Genomic DNA, 15,594 nt, shown 5'->3' with positions numbered 1-15,594 from the left:
TGGTGCCGGCCATCCGCGGCCACCGCGGACAATTGCCACGAAATCGGTTGGGAGGCCGTCGTTGGAGGCTAGCGCTCGCGATCGAGGTTGGCCATCTTGAGTACGTCGAGTCGCTTGTCGAGCTCGACCTCGGACAGTTTCTCGCCGATGAGGTCGCGGTCGATCACGGTCTGCCGGATCGTCTTCTTCTCCTTCAGGGCCTGCTTGGCGACGGCGGCGGCCTCTTCGTAGCCGATTGCACTGTTGAGGGGCGTCACGATCGACGGCGAACTCTCCGCGAGGGTGCGCAGGCGGTCCTCGTGGGCGGCGAGACCGCTGATGCAGCGATCGGCGAACAAGCGGGACACGTTGGCCAGCAGCTTGAGTGACTCGAGGACGTTGCGGGCCATCATCGGGATGTAGACGTTCAGTTCGAACGCGCCGTTGCCGCCACCCCAGGTGACCGCGGCGTCGTTGCCGATGACCTGTGCCGCGACCTGTGTGACCGCCTCGGGCAGAACGGGATTGACCTTGCCCGGCATGATCGAGCTACCCGGCTGCAGGTCGGGCAGCGCGATCTCGCCGAGTCCGGTGAGCGGGCCGGACCCCATCCAGCGGACGTCGTTGGCGATCTTGGTGAGCGACACCGCGATGGTCTTGAGTGCGCCGGACAGCTCCACGAGGCCATCACGGGCGGCCTGGGCCTCGAAGTTGTCCTTGGCCAGTGACAGCGCGTCGACGTCGGTGAGCTTACGCAATTCGGCAACGACCTTGGTGCCGAAGCCGTCCGGGGCGTTGAGTCCGGTGCCGACCGCGGTCCCGCCGATCGGCAGCTCGCCGACTCGCGGAAGGGTTGCGGTGGCCCGCTCGATTCCGGCCTCGATCTGCCGCGCGTATCCGCCGAACTCCTGGCCGAGCGTCACCGGCACCGCGTCCATCAGGTGAGTGCGGCCGCTCTTGACGACGTCGCGCCACTCGGTCGACTTGTCGAGCAGGGCCAGTCGCAGATGGTCGAGGGCGGGGATGAGATCGGTGACGGTGGCCTCGGTCGCCGCGACATGGGTTGCGGTGGGGAAGGTGTCGTTCGACGACTGCGACATGTTGACATGATCGTTCGGGTGCACCTCGACGCCATTGGCCTTGGCGATCGACGCGATGACCTCGTTGGCGTTCATGTTGGAGCTGGTGCCCGACCCGGTCTGGAACACGTCGATGGGGAACTGGTCGTCGTGCTGCCCGTCGGCGATCTCCTTGGCCGCGGCGATGATCGCGTCCGCCTTCTGGGCGTCGAGAAGTCCCAGATCCTTGTTCACCTGCGCGCACGCGGCCTTGAGCAGACCCATCGCGCGGATCTGGGTACGCTCGAGAGGCCGGTGGCTGATCGGGAAGTTCTCGACGGCCCGCTGGGTTTGGGCCCGCCAGAGCGCGTCCACCGGAACCTTGACCTCGCCCATGGTGTCGTGCTCGATGCGGTATTGCTGATCGGTCATCCTCGGGTCCTCCGGCTTCGTCGACAGTATCAACCACGGTACTCACTGCTGGATGAATGCATCTGCCGTACTTTCGGGTCACGGAGCGACACCGAAGTACGGCACAGCCCTGATCGACCTGTGGATGGCGCGCTCGTTGTGCACAGGCGGCGCGACCGTGGGGGTTTGGGTCGAAGTGACCCTCACACTGGCGAGGTGACCTGGCCACCTCCGCTGCCGTGCCTCGACGACGTGCTGGCCTCCCAAGATGGCGTCGTCGCCCGGTTTCAAGTCCTCGAGCGCGGATTATCTGCGGAGTTCATCCGGCGTAAGCTTCGTCGCCGAGAATGGGCGACAGTGCATCCCGGCGTCTACGTCGATCACACCGGGCCGCTGACGTGGCGGCAGCGAGCCTGGGGCGCGGTGCTCTACGCCCACCCGGCCGCACTGAGTCATGGCTCAGCCCTGTGCCCGGACGGCGCAACGGGGTCCGGGCCGATTCACATCGTCGTCGCCCGTTCCCGGCGGGTGACCCGGCGGCCCGGCGTGGTCGTCCACTACGGTTCTCGGCTCGATGAGCGGGTGTTGTGGGGGCGCATCCTCTCCGGGCGCGCGTCGAGGAAGCGGCGCTCGACGTCGCCGTCGAGGCGCCATCGGAGACCGCTGCCGTCGCGTGTCTGGCGGACGTCGTGAACGCCCGCAAGACCACTGCCGACCGGCTGCTCGCCGCGGCCCGTCGCCGGTCACGACTGCGTCGTCGGGAGTTCATCGAGGGAGTCCTCAATGATGTGGCCGGCGGTACGTGCTCGGTCCTTGAACATGGCTATCTGGTGAGAGTGGAACGCCCGCATGGACTTCCACGGCCGCTTCGACAGGCCCCGACCACCATCGGACGGCCTGGCTTTCGTGACGTCGACTATGCCCAGTGGGGTGTCGTGGTAGAACTCGACGGTCGAGCCGGTCATGACGGAGTGAGCAACCGAGATCTCGATCTCCAGCGCGACCTCGACGCTGCGGTCGGCGCCCAACGCCTGACACTGCGCATCGGTTGGGGGCAGGTGTTCGATCGCCCGTGCTGCACGGCTCAGCAAATCGGGCAAGTGTTGCGCACACGCGGCTGGAACGGCACCCCAAAGCGTGTCCGAGCGTGTCGTAGACCGATGTCGCCGTACTTTCATGCCGCTGGGCGACACAGATCTACGGCACTGTTCACGACCGGACGCGAACCCCCAACGGGACGGTGACCGCACCACCGGGATCGGTGAAGAAGTCGTTGCCCTTGTCGTCGACGACGATGAATGCCGGGAAGTTCTCGACCTCGATCTTCCAGACGGCCTCCATGCCGAGCTCCGGGTACTCGATGACCTCCTGGCTCTTGATGCAGTCCAGGGCGAGTCGCGCCGCGGGCCCGCCGATCGATCCCAGATAGAAGCCGCCGTGGCTCCCGCATGCCTGCGTGACCTGCTTTGATCGGTTGCCCTTGGCGAGCATGACCATCGAGCCGCCGGCAGCCTGGAACTGTTCGACGTAAGAGTCCATCCGTCCAGCGGTGGTCGGACCGAACGAGCCCGACGCCATGCCCTCGGGCGTCTTGGCCGGTCCGGCGTAGTAGACCGGGTGATCGCGCAGGTAGTCGGGCATCGGCTCGCCTGCGTCGAGCCGTTCCTTGATCTTGGCGTGGGCGATGTCGCGGGCCACCACCAGCGGACCGGTCAGTGAGAGTCGGGTCTTGACCGGATGCTTCGACAACTCGGCGAGGATCTCGGGCATCGGTCGATTGAGGTCGATGTCGACGACCTCCCCGCCCTCGATGTCCTCGGTGACGCCGAGGGCCGGCATGTATTTGGCCGGGTCGGTCTCCAACTGCTCGAGGAACACACCGTCGGCGGTGATCTTGCCGAGCGCCTGGCGGTCGGCGGAGCAGGACACCGCGATCGCCACGGGACACGATGCGCCGTGCCGGGGCAGCCGCACCACGCGGACGTCGTGGCAGAAGTACTTGCCGCCGAACTGTGCGCCGATACCGAACGACTGCGTCAGCTTGAAGACCTCGTCCTCGAGATCGGTGTCGCGGAAGCCGTGCGCCGACATCGACCCCTCCGTCGGCAGTGTGTCGAGGTAGTGGGCTGAGGCGTATTTGGCTGTCTTCAAGGCGAATTCGGCCGACGTGCCGCCGATCACCACGGCGAGGTGGTACGGCGGGCAGGCTGCGGTGCCGAGCGATCGGATCTTCTCGTCGAGGAACTCGAGCAGCCGCTTCGGGTTCAGGATCGCCTTGGTCTCCTGGTACAGGAACGACTTGTTCGCCGAGCCGCCGCCCTTGGCCATGAAGAGGAACTTGTACTCGGGGCCCTTCGGGCCCTGCTCGGTCGCATAGATCTCCACCTGGGCGGGCAAATTGGTGCCCGTGTTCTTCTCCTCGTAGGTGGTGATCGGCGCCAGCTGCGAGTAGCGGAGATTGAGCTTGGTGTAGGCGTCGAACACACCGCGCGAGATCCATTCGGCATCGTCGGCGCCGGTCAGCACGCCCTCGGACTTCTTGCCCATCACGATCGCGGTGCCGGTGTCCTGACACATGGGCAGGACACCACCGGCGGAGATGTTGACGTTCTTGAGCAGGTCGAGCGCCACGAAGCGGTCGTTGCCCGACGCCTCCGGGTCGTCGATGATCTTGCGCAGCTGAGCGAGATGAGCCGGCCGCAGGTAATGGCTGATGTCGTGCATCGCCTCGGCGGTCAGCTTTTGGATCGCCTCGGGCGCAACCTTGAGGAAGGTCTGACCTTCGACGTCGACGCTGGTCACACCTTCGGTGGTGATCAGGCGATACGGGGTGTCGTCGGCGCCGGCGGGAAGCAGATCGCTGTAACGGAACTCGGGAGCGGGGGCTGTGTCACTCACCGGAGAATCGTATCGTGGCCGCTCAGCGGCCTTCCCGCCCGCCAGTGTGCTGGTGTTCTGGATCACACTGACTCAGGTACAACGCCTGTCGTCAGATACATGTGCCGCACCACGTGTATTCGGCGACAGGCGTTGTGTTCGGCTCGGGCGGGAGTCGGACAACCACCCGGGAAGGGCGGCTGGGCGGCCGACTAGATGTCGAGGCGGGCGTACTCGCGCAGCTTGGCGGTCTGGTGCACGGCTTCGATCCGGCGGATCGTGCCCGACTTGGACCGCATCACCAGCGAGCGCGTGGTGGCTCCGTTGGGGCGATAGGTGACGCCGCGCAACATGTCGCCGTTGGTGACGCCGGTGGCGCAGAAGAAGGAGTTCTCGCCGCGGACCAGGATGTCGTTGGTCAGCACGCGGTCGAGATCGTGTCCGGCGTCGATGGCCTTCTGCCGCTCGGCGTCGTCACGCGGCCAGAGCTTGCCCTGGATCTCGCCGCCCATGCACTTCATCGCAACCGCGGTGATGATGCCCTCGGGGGTTCCGCCGACGCCCATCAGCATGTCGACGGTGCTGTAGTTGTCGGCGGCGGCGATCGCGCCGGCGACGTCGCCGTCGGAGATGAGTCGGATCTTGGCGCCGGCCTTGCGGATCTCGCCGATCAGATCGGCGTGACGTGGGCGGTCGAGGACGACCACGGTCAGGTCGGCGATGTCGATGCCCTTGGCCTTGGCGACGGAGTTGATGTTCCACTCGACGGACTCTTCGATGTTGATCGCGCCCTTGGCCTCCGGGCCGACGGCGATCTTGTCCATGTAGAAGACCGCCGACGGGTCGTACATGGTGCCGCGCTCACTCACCGCGATGACGGCGATCGAGTTGGGCCGACCCTCGGCCATCAGGGTGGTGCCGTCGATGGGGTCGACCGCCACATCGCACTCGGGGCCCTGGCCGTTGCCGACTTCCTCGCCGTTGAACAGCATCGGCGCCTCGTCCTTCTCGCCCTCGCCGATCACGACGACGCCGCGCATCGAGACGGTCGAGAGGAGTTCACGCATCGCGTCGACGGCGGCACCGTCGCCCTTCTTCTTCTCACCACGACCCACCCAGCGGCCGGCGGCGAGAGCAGCGGCCTCGGTCACTCGCACCAATTCCATCGCGAGGTTACGGTCAGGGGCCTGGGGGGAAGGGGACATGTCGGACTCCTCGGCGTGGCGGCGGTGACACTTCGACAACAAAGCGATTGTCCTCATCCTTGCATGTCACACCCGGCGTTTGAGCAGCGACCCCGGCTGGAATACTGGCCGCCATGGCCGACAAACCCCGCATCCTGCACAGCAGCAAGGACATGATCTGGTCGCTGATCCCGCTGCTGATCATCTGCGCGATCGTGGCGATCGCGTCGGGGAACTGCTCGGTCGGCCTGTCGGGCCAGGCCTCGGACAATCGGATGGCGGAGTTCGACGTCACCCACGCTCTACAGGCCGATGCCCGCGACCTGCCGTTCCCCATCCGGCTGCCGGACACCCCGGAGGGCTGGAAACCCAACTCGGGTTCCACCCAGCCCGTGGGAGGCACCAACGTCAGCAACGTCGGCTGGATCTCCGACGTCGGAGCGTACGTCCAGCTCAGCCAGACCAACGCCAAGGAAGAGGACCTCGTCGTCCACCTCGGCGGGGATGACGCGCTGGGTGCCGGCACCCGCCAGGTCGGCGGCCGCGAGTGGGTCACCTACTCGACCTCCGACGAGAAGAAGTTCTGGATCACCGATCTCGGGGATGTCCGGATCGCCGTCTTGTCGCGGGGCCCGGACGACGACATGGCCGAGTTGGCCACCGCGGTGCTCGACGAGCAGCCACTTCCCGGCCGGGCCTGACGTAACCGTCGTCGTCACCTGACGTGAACTCGTCGGCCCTGTCCGCGTCGCATCCTGTCGCGTCGAATCCAGCCCGAGCCGACTCGGTCCCCGTCGACTCAGTCCTCGTCCGCCTCGCCGTCGGTGAGGACCGACTCGATCCGCTGACGTGCACCATCGAGATGTTCCTCGCAGCGGCGGGCCAACGCCTCACCCCGCTCCCAGAGGGCGAGCGACGCATCGAGATCGAGACCGCCGTGTTCCAGTGTCGTCACCACGTCGACGAGCTCGTCGCGGGCAGCTTCGTACCCGAGTTCCTCCACGGGCACCCAGTCCTCGCCGGCGTCCGAGTCCGTCTCGGTCATGTCCCCGTTCACAGTGGGTCTCCTTCGGTCACACGGGCGGTCGCGGCACCATCGGCCACCCGGATGCGCACCTGCGCACCGGTCGGCATGTCCGAGACGGTGCCGACGACGTGAGGGTTGTCGATGTCGGTGCGTTGCACCACGGCGTACCCGCGCGCAAGTGTCTGTGCCGGTCCCAGTGTGGCAAGGCGTGCCGACAGGTGTTCGCGGCGGCGGTCCTCGGCGTCGACGTGCCGTCGGATGTCGCGGCGGATGTCGCGGCGCATCCGGTCGATGGCTTCGCCACGCGTGTCGATCATGGTGAACGGACGGGCCAGCACGGGCCGTGCCCGGAGTCCGTCGACGACGTGCGCCTGCCGTCGCACCCAGTTGCGCAGGGCGTGTGCGCTGCGCCGGCGTAGCTCATCGATCCCGGCCAGTTCCGCGGACACATCCGGCACGACCCGTTTGGCCGCGTCGGTCGGGGTCGCCGCGCGGACGTCGGCGACCAGGTCGAGCAGCGGGGTGTCCGGTTCGTGTCCGATGGCGCTGATCACCGGCGTGGTGCAGGCGGCCACCGCGCGAAGCAGCGCCTCGTCGGAGAAGGGCAGAAGGTCTTCGACGCTGCCGCCGCCACGGGCGATGATTATGACCTCCACATGGGGATCGGCGTCGAGGTCGGCGAGATGACCGAGGATCTTCGGGACGGCGGTCGGGCCCTGGACGGGAGCGTCGCGTACCTCGAAGCGCACCGCGGACCATCGGTCACCGGCCACGGTCATCACATCACGTTGGGCGGCACTCGCCCGTCCGCTGATGAGGCCGATGGCCTTGGGCAGAAACGGAATCGGCCGTTTCAGACGAGGATCGAACAGCCCTTCGGCGGTGAGCAGCCTGCGGAGGCGCTCGATTCGCAGGAGCAGTTCACCGACCCCCACCGGACGTATGTCGGTGACCCGCAAGGAGACGGTGCCGCGCCCGGTGAAGTATGTCGGCCGGCCCAACATGACAACCCGGCTTCCTTCGGTGAGCTCGACCTCGGTGCGATACAGCAGGTCCGGGCTGCAGGTCACCGAGATCGAGATGTCGGCGGCAGGATCGCGCAGGGTCAGAAAGGCGACGCGGGTTCCGGGCCGGCGATTGATCTGAGTCACCTGGCCTTCGACCCAGATCTGACCGAGCCGGTGGATCCAATCGGCGATCTTCGTGTTGACGGTCCGCACCGGCCACGGGTTCTCGGCCGAGTTCGGAGACGATGCCGCGTTCGATGATGCCGAGGTCACGTCGGCTGTTGCCGCTTGCTGTTCTGCGAGGCGATGCGATTGTCGATCATGGTGACGAATGGTGCCCGCGACTTGGTCGCACGCTCGTAGGAGGCGAGCTCCTCGAGTTCGGCGAGACCGACGCCGCGCAGCTTCGCACGCAGCTGGGCGAGGGTCAGATTGTCGTACTCGATGTACTCGACGATCTCCGGGACAGGGCCGTCGTGGTTCGAGCTCGCCGACGGGCCGCGCTCGGATTCCGACTCTGCGGAGCCGTCCCGGTTGATCATGTCCTCCGGAGGTGAGCTGTACAGGGCGAAGCGCCCGGTTGACGTGTCCGGTGTCGGGAGCGGTGCTTCGTCGGACGGCTGCTCTGCCGGCGGGGTCGGCTTGGCCGGTGGCTTCGTGGCCGGAGCGGCCTTCTTGGCGGTCTTCTTGGGCGTGGCCGGGGCTTTCACGGTGGGTGCGGTCGATGGCGGCGGTGCGGTCGTGGTCTCGCCGCGGCTCTCGATCGGCGTGCGGTCGGCCTCGGCGTCGATGGCGGCGTCATCGTCGTCGAACCGGGCCCATTCGGGCTGCTCGACGGGCTTGTCGAAGAGCATTTCGAGGGCGAGATCGCCCTTGATGGCGAGTTCGGCGATGTTCTGCTGCATCCGCATGCCGGCTTGGAGGGTCTGACTGACCGCTGTCATCGGCAGGGTGATGACCAGGGCGGGCAGCTTCTTGGTCTCCTCGATCGCGGTGACGACGAGGCCGGCCATGATGCGGGCCGGATAGGGTGCGCGAACCATGGCCCATACTCTGCCATTGGTTGTGGGTCGAGTCACCCCGGCGCCGGGAGCGCAGCGAGCGGGCCGTGGTGGGCGCGGCGCCGGGAGCGCAGCGAGCGGGCCGTGGTGGGCGCGGCGCCGGGAGCGCAGCGAGCGGGCCGTGGTGGGCGGGGCGCCGGGAGCGCAACGAGCGGGCCGAGTCGCCCCGGGCGTTTCCGGTTGGACCCGTACCCTGGACAGCATGGTTGATCGCAAACGTGTCCTGCTGGCCGAACCGCGTGGTTACTGCGCCGGGGTGGACCGTGCCGTCGAGACCGTCGAGCGGGCGCTGGACAAGCACGGCGCCCCGGTCTACGTGCGCAAGGAGATCGTGCACAACCGGCATGTCGTCGAGACCCTGACCGATCGTGGCGCGATCTTCGTCGGCGAGACCGACGAGGTTCCCGAGGGCGCCATCGTCGTGTTCTCCGCGCATGGCGTGTCCCCGGAGGTCCACCGCAGCGCGGCGGCCCGCAGCCTCAAGACCATCGACGCCACCTGCCCCCTGGTCACCAAGGTGCACCAGGAGGCCAAGCGATTCGCGCGTGACGACTACGACATCCTGCTCATCGGGCACGAGGGCCACGAAGAGGTCGAGGGCACCGCCGGTGAGGCGCCGGAGCACATCCAGCTGGTCGACGGCCCCGATCACGTCGACGACGTGGTGGTCCGGGACGAGTCGAAAGTCATCTGGCTGTCGCAGACCACACTGTCGGTGGACGAGACGATGGAGACGGTGAAGCGGTTGCGGGAGAAGTTCCCGCTGTTGGCGGATCCGCCGAGTGACGACATCTGCTACGCGACACAGAACCGGCAGGTGGCCGTCAAGGCGATGGCCCCGCAGTGCGATCTGGTCATCGTCGTCGGATCACAGAACTCGTCGAACTCCCAGCGTCTGGTGGAGGTGGCGCTGCAGAACGGCGCGTCGGCCTCCTACCTCGTCGACTACGCCCGCGACATCGACACCGCGTGGCTCGACGGTGTCACGACCGTCGGCGTGACATCTGGTGCCTCGGTACCCGAGGTGCTGGTGCGCGGAGTGCTCGACCTGCTCGCCGAGCATGGCTACGACACCGTCGACACGGTCAACACCGCCAATGAGACCCTCACCTTCGCGCTGCCGCGGGAGTTGCGTCCGGCGCGGAGCTAACCAGCTACGGGTATCGCCTGTCCCGCCCAGATCGGGGGCCGGCGATCGGCCCATGGCCGGGCCCGCTCGAGCTGGCCCGCCAGTCGGAACAGTCCGGCCTCGTCGCCGTAGGAACCGAGGAAGTGCACGCCGATCGGCAGTCCGTCGTCGTTCCACCAGAGGGGAACCGACATCGCCGGGTTGCCGGTGATGTTCGCGACGACTCCCGCGTAGGCGACCGTGGGTGCACCCGCCGCGATCGCGCGGGTCGGGTCCTGCGGGGTCGAGGTGATCTCGCCGATGAGGGCGGGTGGCGTGGACAGGGTCGGGGTGAGCCAGACGTCGATGCTGGTGAGGAACGACGCGACGGTTCGTGCGAACCGCTGGCAGGTCTCGATCGCGAGCAGGTACTGTCCGGCGCTGACCTGCTCGCCCTTCTCCCAGTAGTAGCGGGTGAGTGGCTCGATCTCGTCGGCTCCGGGAATTCGTCCCAGGCGCCGCATCCAGTAGCCGAGTATCCAGGCTGTGGCGGAATGGAATACGTCGCCGATCGCCGCACCGACCTCGGGTGTGAGTCCGGGCAGGTCGATCTCGATCATCTCGTGGCCCAGGTCCGAGCAGAGTTCGGCGGCGTCGCGCAGGGCCGCGATGCAGTCCGGGTGGCCGGGCGTGCCCTCGGGGGTGCGTTCGGTGAAGCCGATGCGGAGTCGACCCGGATCGCGGCCGACCTCGTCGAGGAATGCGCCGGACCGAGGCGGAGCCACGTAGGGATCACCCAGCGCAGCACCGCATGTCGCATCGAGCAGGGCCGCACTGTCACGGACCGAGCGGGTGAGCGCATGTTCGACGGCCCAGCCGCTGATCGCGTCGCCGTACTCCGGGCCGAGCGGATTGCGAGCGCGGGTGGGCTTCAGCCCGAACACGCCGCATGCCGATGCCGGGTAGCGCAGTGACCCGCCGAGGTCGTTGCCGTGAGCCAGAGGAACCATTCCCGCCGCCACGGCCGCAGCCGATCCGCCGCTGGAACCGCTCGTCGACCGAGAGGGGTCCCACGGATTGCGGGTGGGTCCGTGCAGCATGGGCTCGCAGGTCGGGACCATGCCGAACTCCGGTGTGTTGGTCTTGCCGAGAACGATCAGGCCCGCGGCGCGCCATCGGCGCACCAGTTCGCTGTCGGTGTCGGAGATCAGCCCGTCGACAAATCTCGAGCCCTCGTGAAACGGCGTCCCTGCTATCTCGACGACCAGGTCCTTCGCGAGGAAGGGCACACCGGCGAGCGGGGCGTCGGTCCGCATCGTCGCGGCTGCTTCGAGCGCTTGGTCGTACGTTCGCGTGATGACCGCGTTCAGGGTGCCGTCGACCGCCTCGATCCGGTTGATCGCGGCTTCGGTGAGTTCGATGGCGCTGATCTCGCCCGACCGAACACGCTGTGCCATCGCGACCGCGTCGTCGTCCATGATGTCCTCCGTCCGTCGGATCTTCCCGTCAGTGAGTAGTGCGCGAGGTCTGATCTAGCGGTCCGCGATATGCCATGTCGCGCCTGCGTTCATGAGGGTCGATGCTCGTCGGCCCGCATCTGACAGGAGAAGGGACGCGATCATGACCATCGAGATCACCAGCGAACAGAATGTCGAGCAGGACGTGGAACAGACCATGGGCCGTCTGGAAGCCGATCTGGCGGGCACCCTCGGGGTCCTGCTGGTCTCGTTGGGCACCCGCAGCGGTCTGTGGGAGGCGCTGGCCGGCGCCGGGCCCCGGACGGTCGCCGAGGTCGCCGCCAAGGTGGGCGTCGACCGAGCACTGGTCCGTGAATGGCTACGCGCGCAAGCTGCAGGCGGGTACCTCGACCATGACGCCGACGACCATGACTCTGCCGCCGACACCTTCAGCCTGCGCGACGGAGCGGGCGCCGTTCTCGTCGGCGGACCTGGTGCGTCCATGGTCGAGGCCTGCGTCGAGATGTTCTCGTCGATGTGTGAGAGCTTCGACGCCTTCTCCGAGTCATTTTGCAGCGGTGAAGGTTTCGGTTGGCATCAACGGAGCTCGGCGCACTGGCACGGCACCGATCTGCTGACCAGGACGGCACTCCCGCCCGAGCTCATCGCGGCCGCACTGGAGCAAGTTCCCGACGTGCACGAGACGTTGGCGGCCGGCGGCCGAGTGATCGATGTCGGCTGCGGATACGGCGCACCGACCACGGCGATCGCCCGGCGCTATCCGCGCGCTGACGTGATGGGCATCGACTACCACGACGCGTCGATCATGCAGGCACGGTCGGCGGCGGCCGCCGCGGGAGTCGGCAATCTCCGGTACGAGGTCGGCACGGCAGGAGATCTCGCGGCTTCGGATGCCACACTGATCACCTTCTTCGATTCCCTGCACGACATGGGCGACCCGCTCGGCGCCCTCGCCGCGGCCCGCGCGGGCCTGGCCGCCGACGGAGCGGTGGTGCTGTTCGAACCGCCAGGAGGTGATGAGGTGGTCGACAACATGAATCCCGGCGGGCGGATGTTCTACGCGGTCTCCACTCTGGTGTGCACTCCGAACGCCGTCTCGCAGCGCACCGAGGACGAGACCGCCTCGGAGCCGCTCGGGGCGCTGGCGGGTCCGCGGGTCCTGACCGATCTGGCCCACCAGGCCGGCTTCTCGTCCGTGCTCCAGCTCGACGTCGGCGCCCCGATGAACCTGATCTTGCAACTACGGCCCTGACCGGCAACGATTGCGTCATGGGCGGCACCACCGAGTTGCTCGGGCGCGGCCACGCCGTCGCGGTGTTCGATTCTGCACTCGAGAGTGCGAGTTCGGGTGTCGGCGGCTTCGTCCTTGTGTCCGGGGAAGCCGGGATCGGCAAGTCCGCAGTCCTCGGCTGGTTGGTCGATCGTGCGACACCGACCTGTCGCGTGCTCCGGGGGTTCTGCTGGGAACACGGCGGCGCACCCCCGTACTGGCCGTGGTCGCAGGTCTTGCGGGCCGCCGAGCCGACCCCCGCGGCCCTGGGTGAGGCTGCTCGGTTGCTCGACCCGGTAGAGGCGAGCGTGACGGGAGGGGTAGCCGAGGCCGCCGATGCGCAGTTCCGACTCCTGGACTCAGTGTCACGCTTTCTGGTCCATGCATCGGCCGATCGGCCGGTGGTCGTGGTCATCGATGATCTGCACTGGGCCGATGCGGGATCCCTCGTCATGCTGTCGTTTGTGGCGCGTGCGGTGCGTGACGCACCGGTCCTGCTGGTGGGCGCCTACCGCGATACGGAAGCACCCGAGGCGCTGCTCGAATTGGCCGGTTCCGCGCTCGCGCTGCCACTGTTCGGACTCGGTCGTGCCGAGGTGGAGGCGATGGTGTCCGGTATGCCGGGGCCGGCTGTCGCGTCGTCGGTGGTCGAGAAGGTGTGGCATCGCAGCGGGGGCAACCCGTTCTTCGTCGGTGAACTCATCCGTCTTGTACAGGCCCACGGATCGGCGCAGCCGCCGAATCGACTGCCCGCGAGCATCATCGAGACCGTGCGGCGTCGCCTTGCGCGGTTGTCGAGCACCTGCGTACGCCTCCTGGACTGGGCTGCCGTCGCCGGGCGCGAGATCGAGATCCCCCTCCTGGTCGCGGCCGGGGCGGTCGAGGACGCAGACGTCGCTCGGGACGAGCTCGCGCAAGCCGAGCGGGCCGGCATCATCACCGTGGATCCGCCTGCATTCGTTCATGACCTGTATCGCGATGCCGTCCTCGAGGACATGGGCGCCGCGGCGCGCCGAGACATCAATCTCGCCCTCGGGCATGTCCTCGAACGGCTCGATGGCCCTGACTCGGCTGCCCGTGCGGCGAGCCACCTGTTGGCCGCAGGATCGTCGGCGACCGTCGATGCCATCGCCGCATCACTACGGGCAGCCGATCTTGCGACGGCCCGACTCGGTCATGAGGCATCGATCGGGCACTACCGACATGCATTGGCGCTCATGGGGTCCGGATCTGAGCGAGACGCGGTGGAGTTGAGACTGGCACTGTCCCAGGACCGGGCCGGACACCTCGACGACGCGCGCGACTCCTACCGCCGGGTGATCGAGACCGCCAGCGAGCGTGGCGATGCCGAACTGTTCTCCCGTGGCGCGCTCGGCCTGCAGTCACTCGGCCACCGGTCCGGTGATCAGGACACGGAGGTGATCGCTCGCCTTGCCGAGGCGACGGCGCTGCTGGCATGCGGGCCGGCCGCCGTCCGATCGCGTGTGGCCGCGGCATCCGCGCGGGCATCGATCCACGGATCCGCCAGTGCTCCCGGTGCAGCGGAGCCGATCCGGATGGCCCGACGAGCGGTGGCGCTCGCCGAGGAGGGCGACGATGCCACCGCGCTCGCCGACGCAAATCTCGCGTTGCACGACGCGCTCTGGGTGCCCGGGAGTTCGGCCGACCGCTTACCGGTGGTGGACGCGATGATCGGCGCCGCTGAGCGCGGAGGCGATCCCGATCTGGTCGCCCAGGGTCACCTGCTGCGCGCCACGGCTCTGCTCGAGATCGGGGATCGTGCGGGCCGTGACGAGCTCCTCACCTACGTGGATCTTGCCGCTCGGCTCGGTCATGCGCGCGGTCGGTGGGGATCTCTCACCCGCAAGGCGACGTTCGCGCAACTGTCCGGTCAAGCCGCTGAAGCCGCGGAGTTGGGGGAGGAGGCGCTCGAACTCGGCAGGGCCATCGCCGAGCCGGACGCCATGGGGTGCTTCTGTACGCAACGCTGGTCACTGGTGGCCCTCGGTATCCGTGAGCCTCCGGCGGTGCTCGACGCCGCTGACCCGCTTTGGCCGTTGTTTCCTCTCATGCGTGCGTGGCCTCCGGCCGTGCGTGGCGAGTTCGAACTGGTGCGCGAACTGTTGGGGGACTTCAGCGTTGTCGCGGTCACACCGTCCACCGATCTGGAGAAGCTCGCGATCGCTGCAGTGGTGTTCGCCGCGGTCGGCACAAATGACCAACGCCGGTGGACGTACCATTCGCTGCTGCCTCACGCCGGACTGCACGTCGTCGTCAGCGGGTGTGCCGCCTATCACGCGGCCGTCGATCACCATCTCGGCATGCTGGCTGCGTCGTTAGGCGACTTGGCCTCGGCGCGCGGCCATCTCACCGATGCGCTCCACATGCACACCCACCTCGGCGCCGCCGGCTGGGCGGAGGTAACCCGTCAGGCGCTCGAGCAACTGGATCAGAGGTTGCCGGACAACGAGTTCCACATGGTCGACGACCAGTGGACCTTGTCGTTCGCAGGTCGTCGCGTGACGCTGCCGAACGCCAAGGGCCTCGCTGACCTGCAGGCGATCATCGCCGGTCACGGGCGCGCGATCCACGTGATCGACCTGCTCGGACCCGACGTCGCGGCCACCGTCGGATGGACTGGTTCCGACCGGGTCCTCGACGATCGCGCAAAGGGAGAGTACAAACAGCGCATCGATGAATTGGGCGCGCAGATCGCTGATGCCGAGGACATCGGTGATTCCGTTGGTGCACAACGTCTCGGCGATGAACGATCCGCCATCGTCGCCGAGCTCGCTGCGGCCAGCGGTATCGGTGGACGTGATCGTCGGCTCGGTGATGTGACGGAGCGCGCGAGAAAGACGGTGGGCGCCCGAGTCCGCGGAAGCATCGTCAAGATCGAGCGAGTTCATCCGGAACTTGCCGTGCACCTGCGGGCGTCCGTGCATCTCGGAACGACCTGTTCATACCTACCGTTGTCGCCGGTCGACTGGCGATGCGGCACAGGAGATGTGGCACAAGGGGTGCCGAGACTGGGTATGCCGTCACGGGAATGATGGTTGACCCGGCGTTCGCGTCGCCGAGGCCGTGAACCGATCGTGTTGGAGGATGCCGAAGCTGTTCTTGCGCAGAATAAT

13 protein-coding genes are annotated in these 15,594 nt (G+C 67.5%); 5 read left to right on the top strand and 8 right to left on the bottom strand.

The genetic code is table 11. The features are described from left to right. Positions 1-68: 68 nt before the first annotated feature. On the bottom strand, positions 69-1,469 hold the full coding sequence (locus AC4AMJ_RS15350) for a class II fumarate hydratase (RefSeq protein ID WP_489913121.1): 1,401 nt from the start codon (positions 1,467-1,469) through the stop codon (positions 69-71). Positions 1,470-1,664: 195 nt separating this feature from the next. Here AC4AMJ_RS15350 and AC4AMJ_RS15345 point away from each other — a divergent pair, with 195 nt between their 5' ends. Then, positions 1,665-2,141, top strand: a complete 477-nt coding sequence (locus tag AC4AMJ_RS15345; protein ID WP_489913119.1) for a hypothetical protein — start codon at positions 1,665-1,667, stop codon at positions 2,139-2,141. A gap of 50 nt (positions 2,142-2,191) precedes the next feature. Here AC4AMJ_RS15345 and AC4AMJ_RS15340 read toward each other — a convergent pair whose 3' ends face one another. From AC4AMJ_RS15340 to glpX, 3 genes are all read right to left on the bottom strand, one after another. After that, complete coding sequence (locus tag AC4AMJ_RS15340; RefSeq protein ID WP_489913117.1) at positions 2,192-2,539, bottom strand: hypothetical protein; 348 nt, start codon at positions 2,537-2,539, stop codon at positions 2,192-2,194. Positions 2,540-2,657: 118 nt separating this feature from the next. Next, entirely contained in the window at positions 2,658-4,346 is a 1,689-nt protein-coding gene (locus AC4AMJ_RS15335; RefSeq protein ID WP_489913115.1) for a fumarate hydratase, read from the bottom strand. Between the two features lie 191 nt (positions 4,347-4,537). Then, positions 4,538-5,530 (bottom strand): class II fructose-bisphosphatase, encoded by a 993-nt coding sequence (gene glpX, locus AC4AMJ_RS15330; RefSeq protein WP_489900292.1) that lies wholly within the window; start codon positions 5,528-5,530, stop codon positions 4,538-4,540. 113 nt (positions 5,531-5,643) lie between these two features. On the opposite strand from glpX, the gene AC4AMJ_RS15325 reads away from it, so the two are divergent. Then, positions 5,644-6,210 carry a DUF4245 domain-containing protein gene (locus tag AC4AMJ_RS15325; RefSeq protein WP_489913113.1) on the top strand — a complete coding sequence of 189 codons (567 nt, stop codon included), beginning with the start codon at positions 5,644-5,646 and terminating at the stop codon, positions 6,208-6,210. Positions 6,211-6,308: 98 nt separating this feature from the next. On the opposite strand, the gene AC4AMJ_RS15320 is transcribed toward AC4AMJ_RS15325, so the two are convergent. The 3 genes from AC4AMJ_RS15320 to AC4AMJ_RS15310 are packed head-to-tail and all read right to left on the bottom strand — an operon-like array spanning position 6,309 to position 8,586. After that, a complete protein-coding gene (locus tag AC4AMJ_RS15320; RefSeq protein WP_489913111.1) occupies positions 6,309-6,554 on the bottom strand; it encodes an exodeoxyribonuclease VII small subunit in 246 nt (81 codons plus the stop codon). Between the two features lie 8 nt (positions 6,555-6,562). After that, positions 6,563-7,816 (bottom strand): exodeoxyribonuclease VII large subunit, encoded by a 1,254-nt coding sequence (xseA, locus tag AC4AMJ_RS15315; RefSeq protein WP_489913109.1) that lies wholly within the window; start codon positions 7,814-7,816, stop codon positions 6,563-6,565. Then, positions 7,813-8,586: a lipid droplet-associated protein gene (locus AC4AMJ_RS15310; RefSeq protein WP_489900296.1), complete on the bottom strand. Its 774-nt coding sequence runs from the start codon at positions 8,584-8,586 to the stop codon at positions 7,813-7,815. Before AC4AMJ_RS15310 ends, xseA begins: the two co-directional genes overlap by 4 nt. A gap of 220 nt (positions 8,587-8,806) precedes the next feature. Here AC4AMJ_RS15310 and AC4AMJ_RS15305 point away from each other — a divergent pair, with 220 nt between their 5' ends. Then, entirely contained in the window at positions 8,807-9,754 is a 948-nt protein-coding gene (locus tag AC4AMJ_RS15305; RefSeq protein ID WP_489900805.1) for a 4-hydroxy-3-methylbut-2-enyl diphosphate reductase, read from the top strand. On the opposite strand, the gene AC4AMJ_RS15300 is transcribed toward AC4AMJ_RS15305, so the two are convergent. Beyond that, positions 9,751-11,190, bottom strand: coding sequence for an amidase (locus tag AC4AMJ_RS15300; RefSeq protein ID WP_489913107.1), 1,440 nt, complete (start codon positions 11,188-11,190; stop codon positions 9,751-9,753). The genes AC4AMJ_RS15305 and AC4AMJ_RS15300 overlap by 4 nt on opposite strands. Positions 11,191-11,332: 142 nt before the next feature. Here AC4AMJ_RS15300 and AC4AMJ_RS15295 point away from each other — a divergent pair, with 142 nt between their 5' ends. Beyond that, positions 11,333-12,442, top strand: a complete 1,110-nt coding sequence (locus AC4AMJ_RS15295; protein WP_489913105.1) for a class I SAM-dependent methyltransferase — start codon at positions 11,333-11,335, stop codon at positions 12,440-12,442. A gap of 17 nt (positions 12,443-12,459) precedes the next feature. Next, complete coding sequence (locus tag AC4AMJ_RS15290) at positions 12,460-15,513, top strand: ATP-binding protein (RefSeq protein WP_489913103.1); 3,054 nt, start codon at positions 12,460-12,462, stop codon at positions 15,511-15,513. Positions 15,514-15,594: the final 81 nt, after the last annotated feature.

This window comes from Gordonia sp. LMA484, assembly GCF_058129505.1.
The sequence above is the reverse complement of the archived record's forward strand: the minus strand, read 5'-3'. Positions and strand labels throughout refer to the sequence as shown.

Excerpts from the sequence above, each read along its gene's own strand:
- AC4AMJ_RS15350 (WP_489913121.1), bottom strand. The coding sequence starts at position 1,469 with ATGACCGATCAGCAATACCGCATCGAGCACGACACCATGGGCGAGGTC.
- AC4AMJ_RS15320 (WP_489913111.1), bottom strand. The coding sequence starts at position 6,554 with ATGACCGAGACGGACTCGGACGCCGGCGAGGACTGGGTGCCCGTGGAG.
- glpX (WP_489900292.1), bottom strand. The coding sequence starts at position 5,530 with ATGTCCCCTTCCCCCCAGGCCCCTGACCGTAACCTCGCGATGGAATTG.
- AC4AMJ_RS15290 (WP_489913103.1), top strand. The coding sequence starts at position 12,460 with ATGGGCGGCACCACCGAGTTGCTCGGGCGCGGCCACGCCGTCGCGGTG.
- AC4AMJ_RS15300 (WP_489913107.1), bottom strand. The coding sequence starts at position 11,190 with ATGGACGACGACGCGGTCGCGATGGCACAGCGTGTTCGGTCGGGCGAG.
- AC4AMJ_RS15310 (WP_489900296.1), bottom strand. The coding sequence starts at position 8,586 with ATGGTTCGCGCACCCTATCCGGCCCGCATCATGGCCGGCCTCGTCGTC.
- AC4AMJ_RS15295 (WP_489913105.1), top strand. The coding sequence starts at position 11,333 with ATGACCATCGAGATCACCAGCGAACAGAATGTCGAGCAGGACGTGGAA.
- AC4AMJ_RS15325 (WP_489913113.1), top strand. The coding sequence starts at position 5,644 with ATGGCCGACAAACCCCGCATCCTGCACAGCAGCAAGGACATGATCTGG.
- AC4AMJ_RS15305 (WP_489900805.1), top strand. The coding sequence starts at position 8,807 with ATGGTTGATCGCAAACGTGTCCTGCTGGCCGAACCGCGTGGTTACTGC.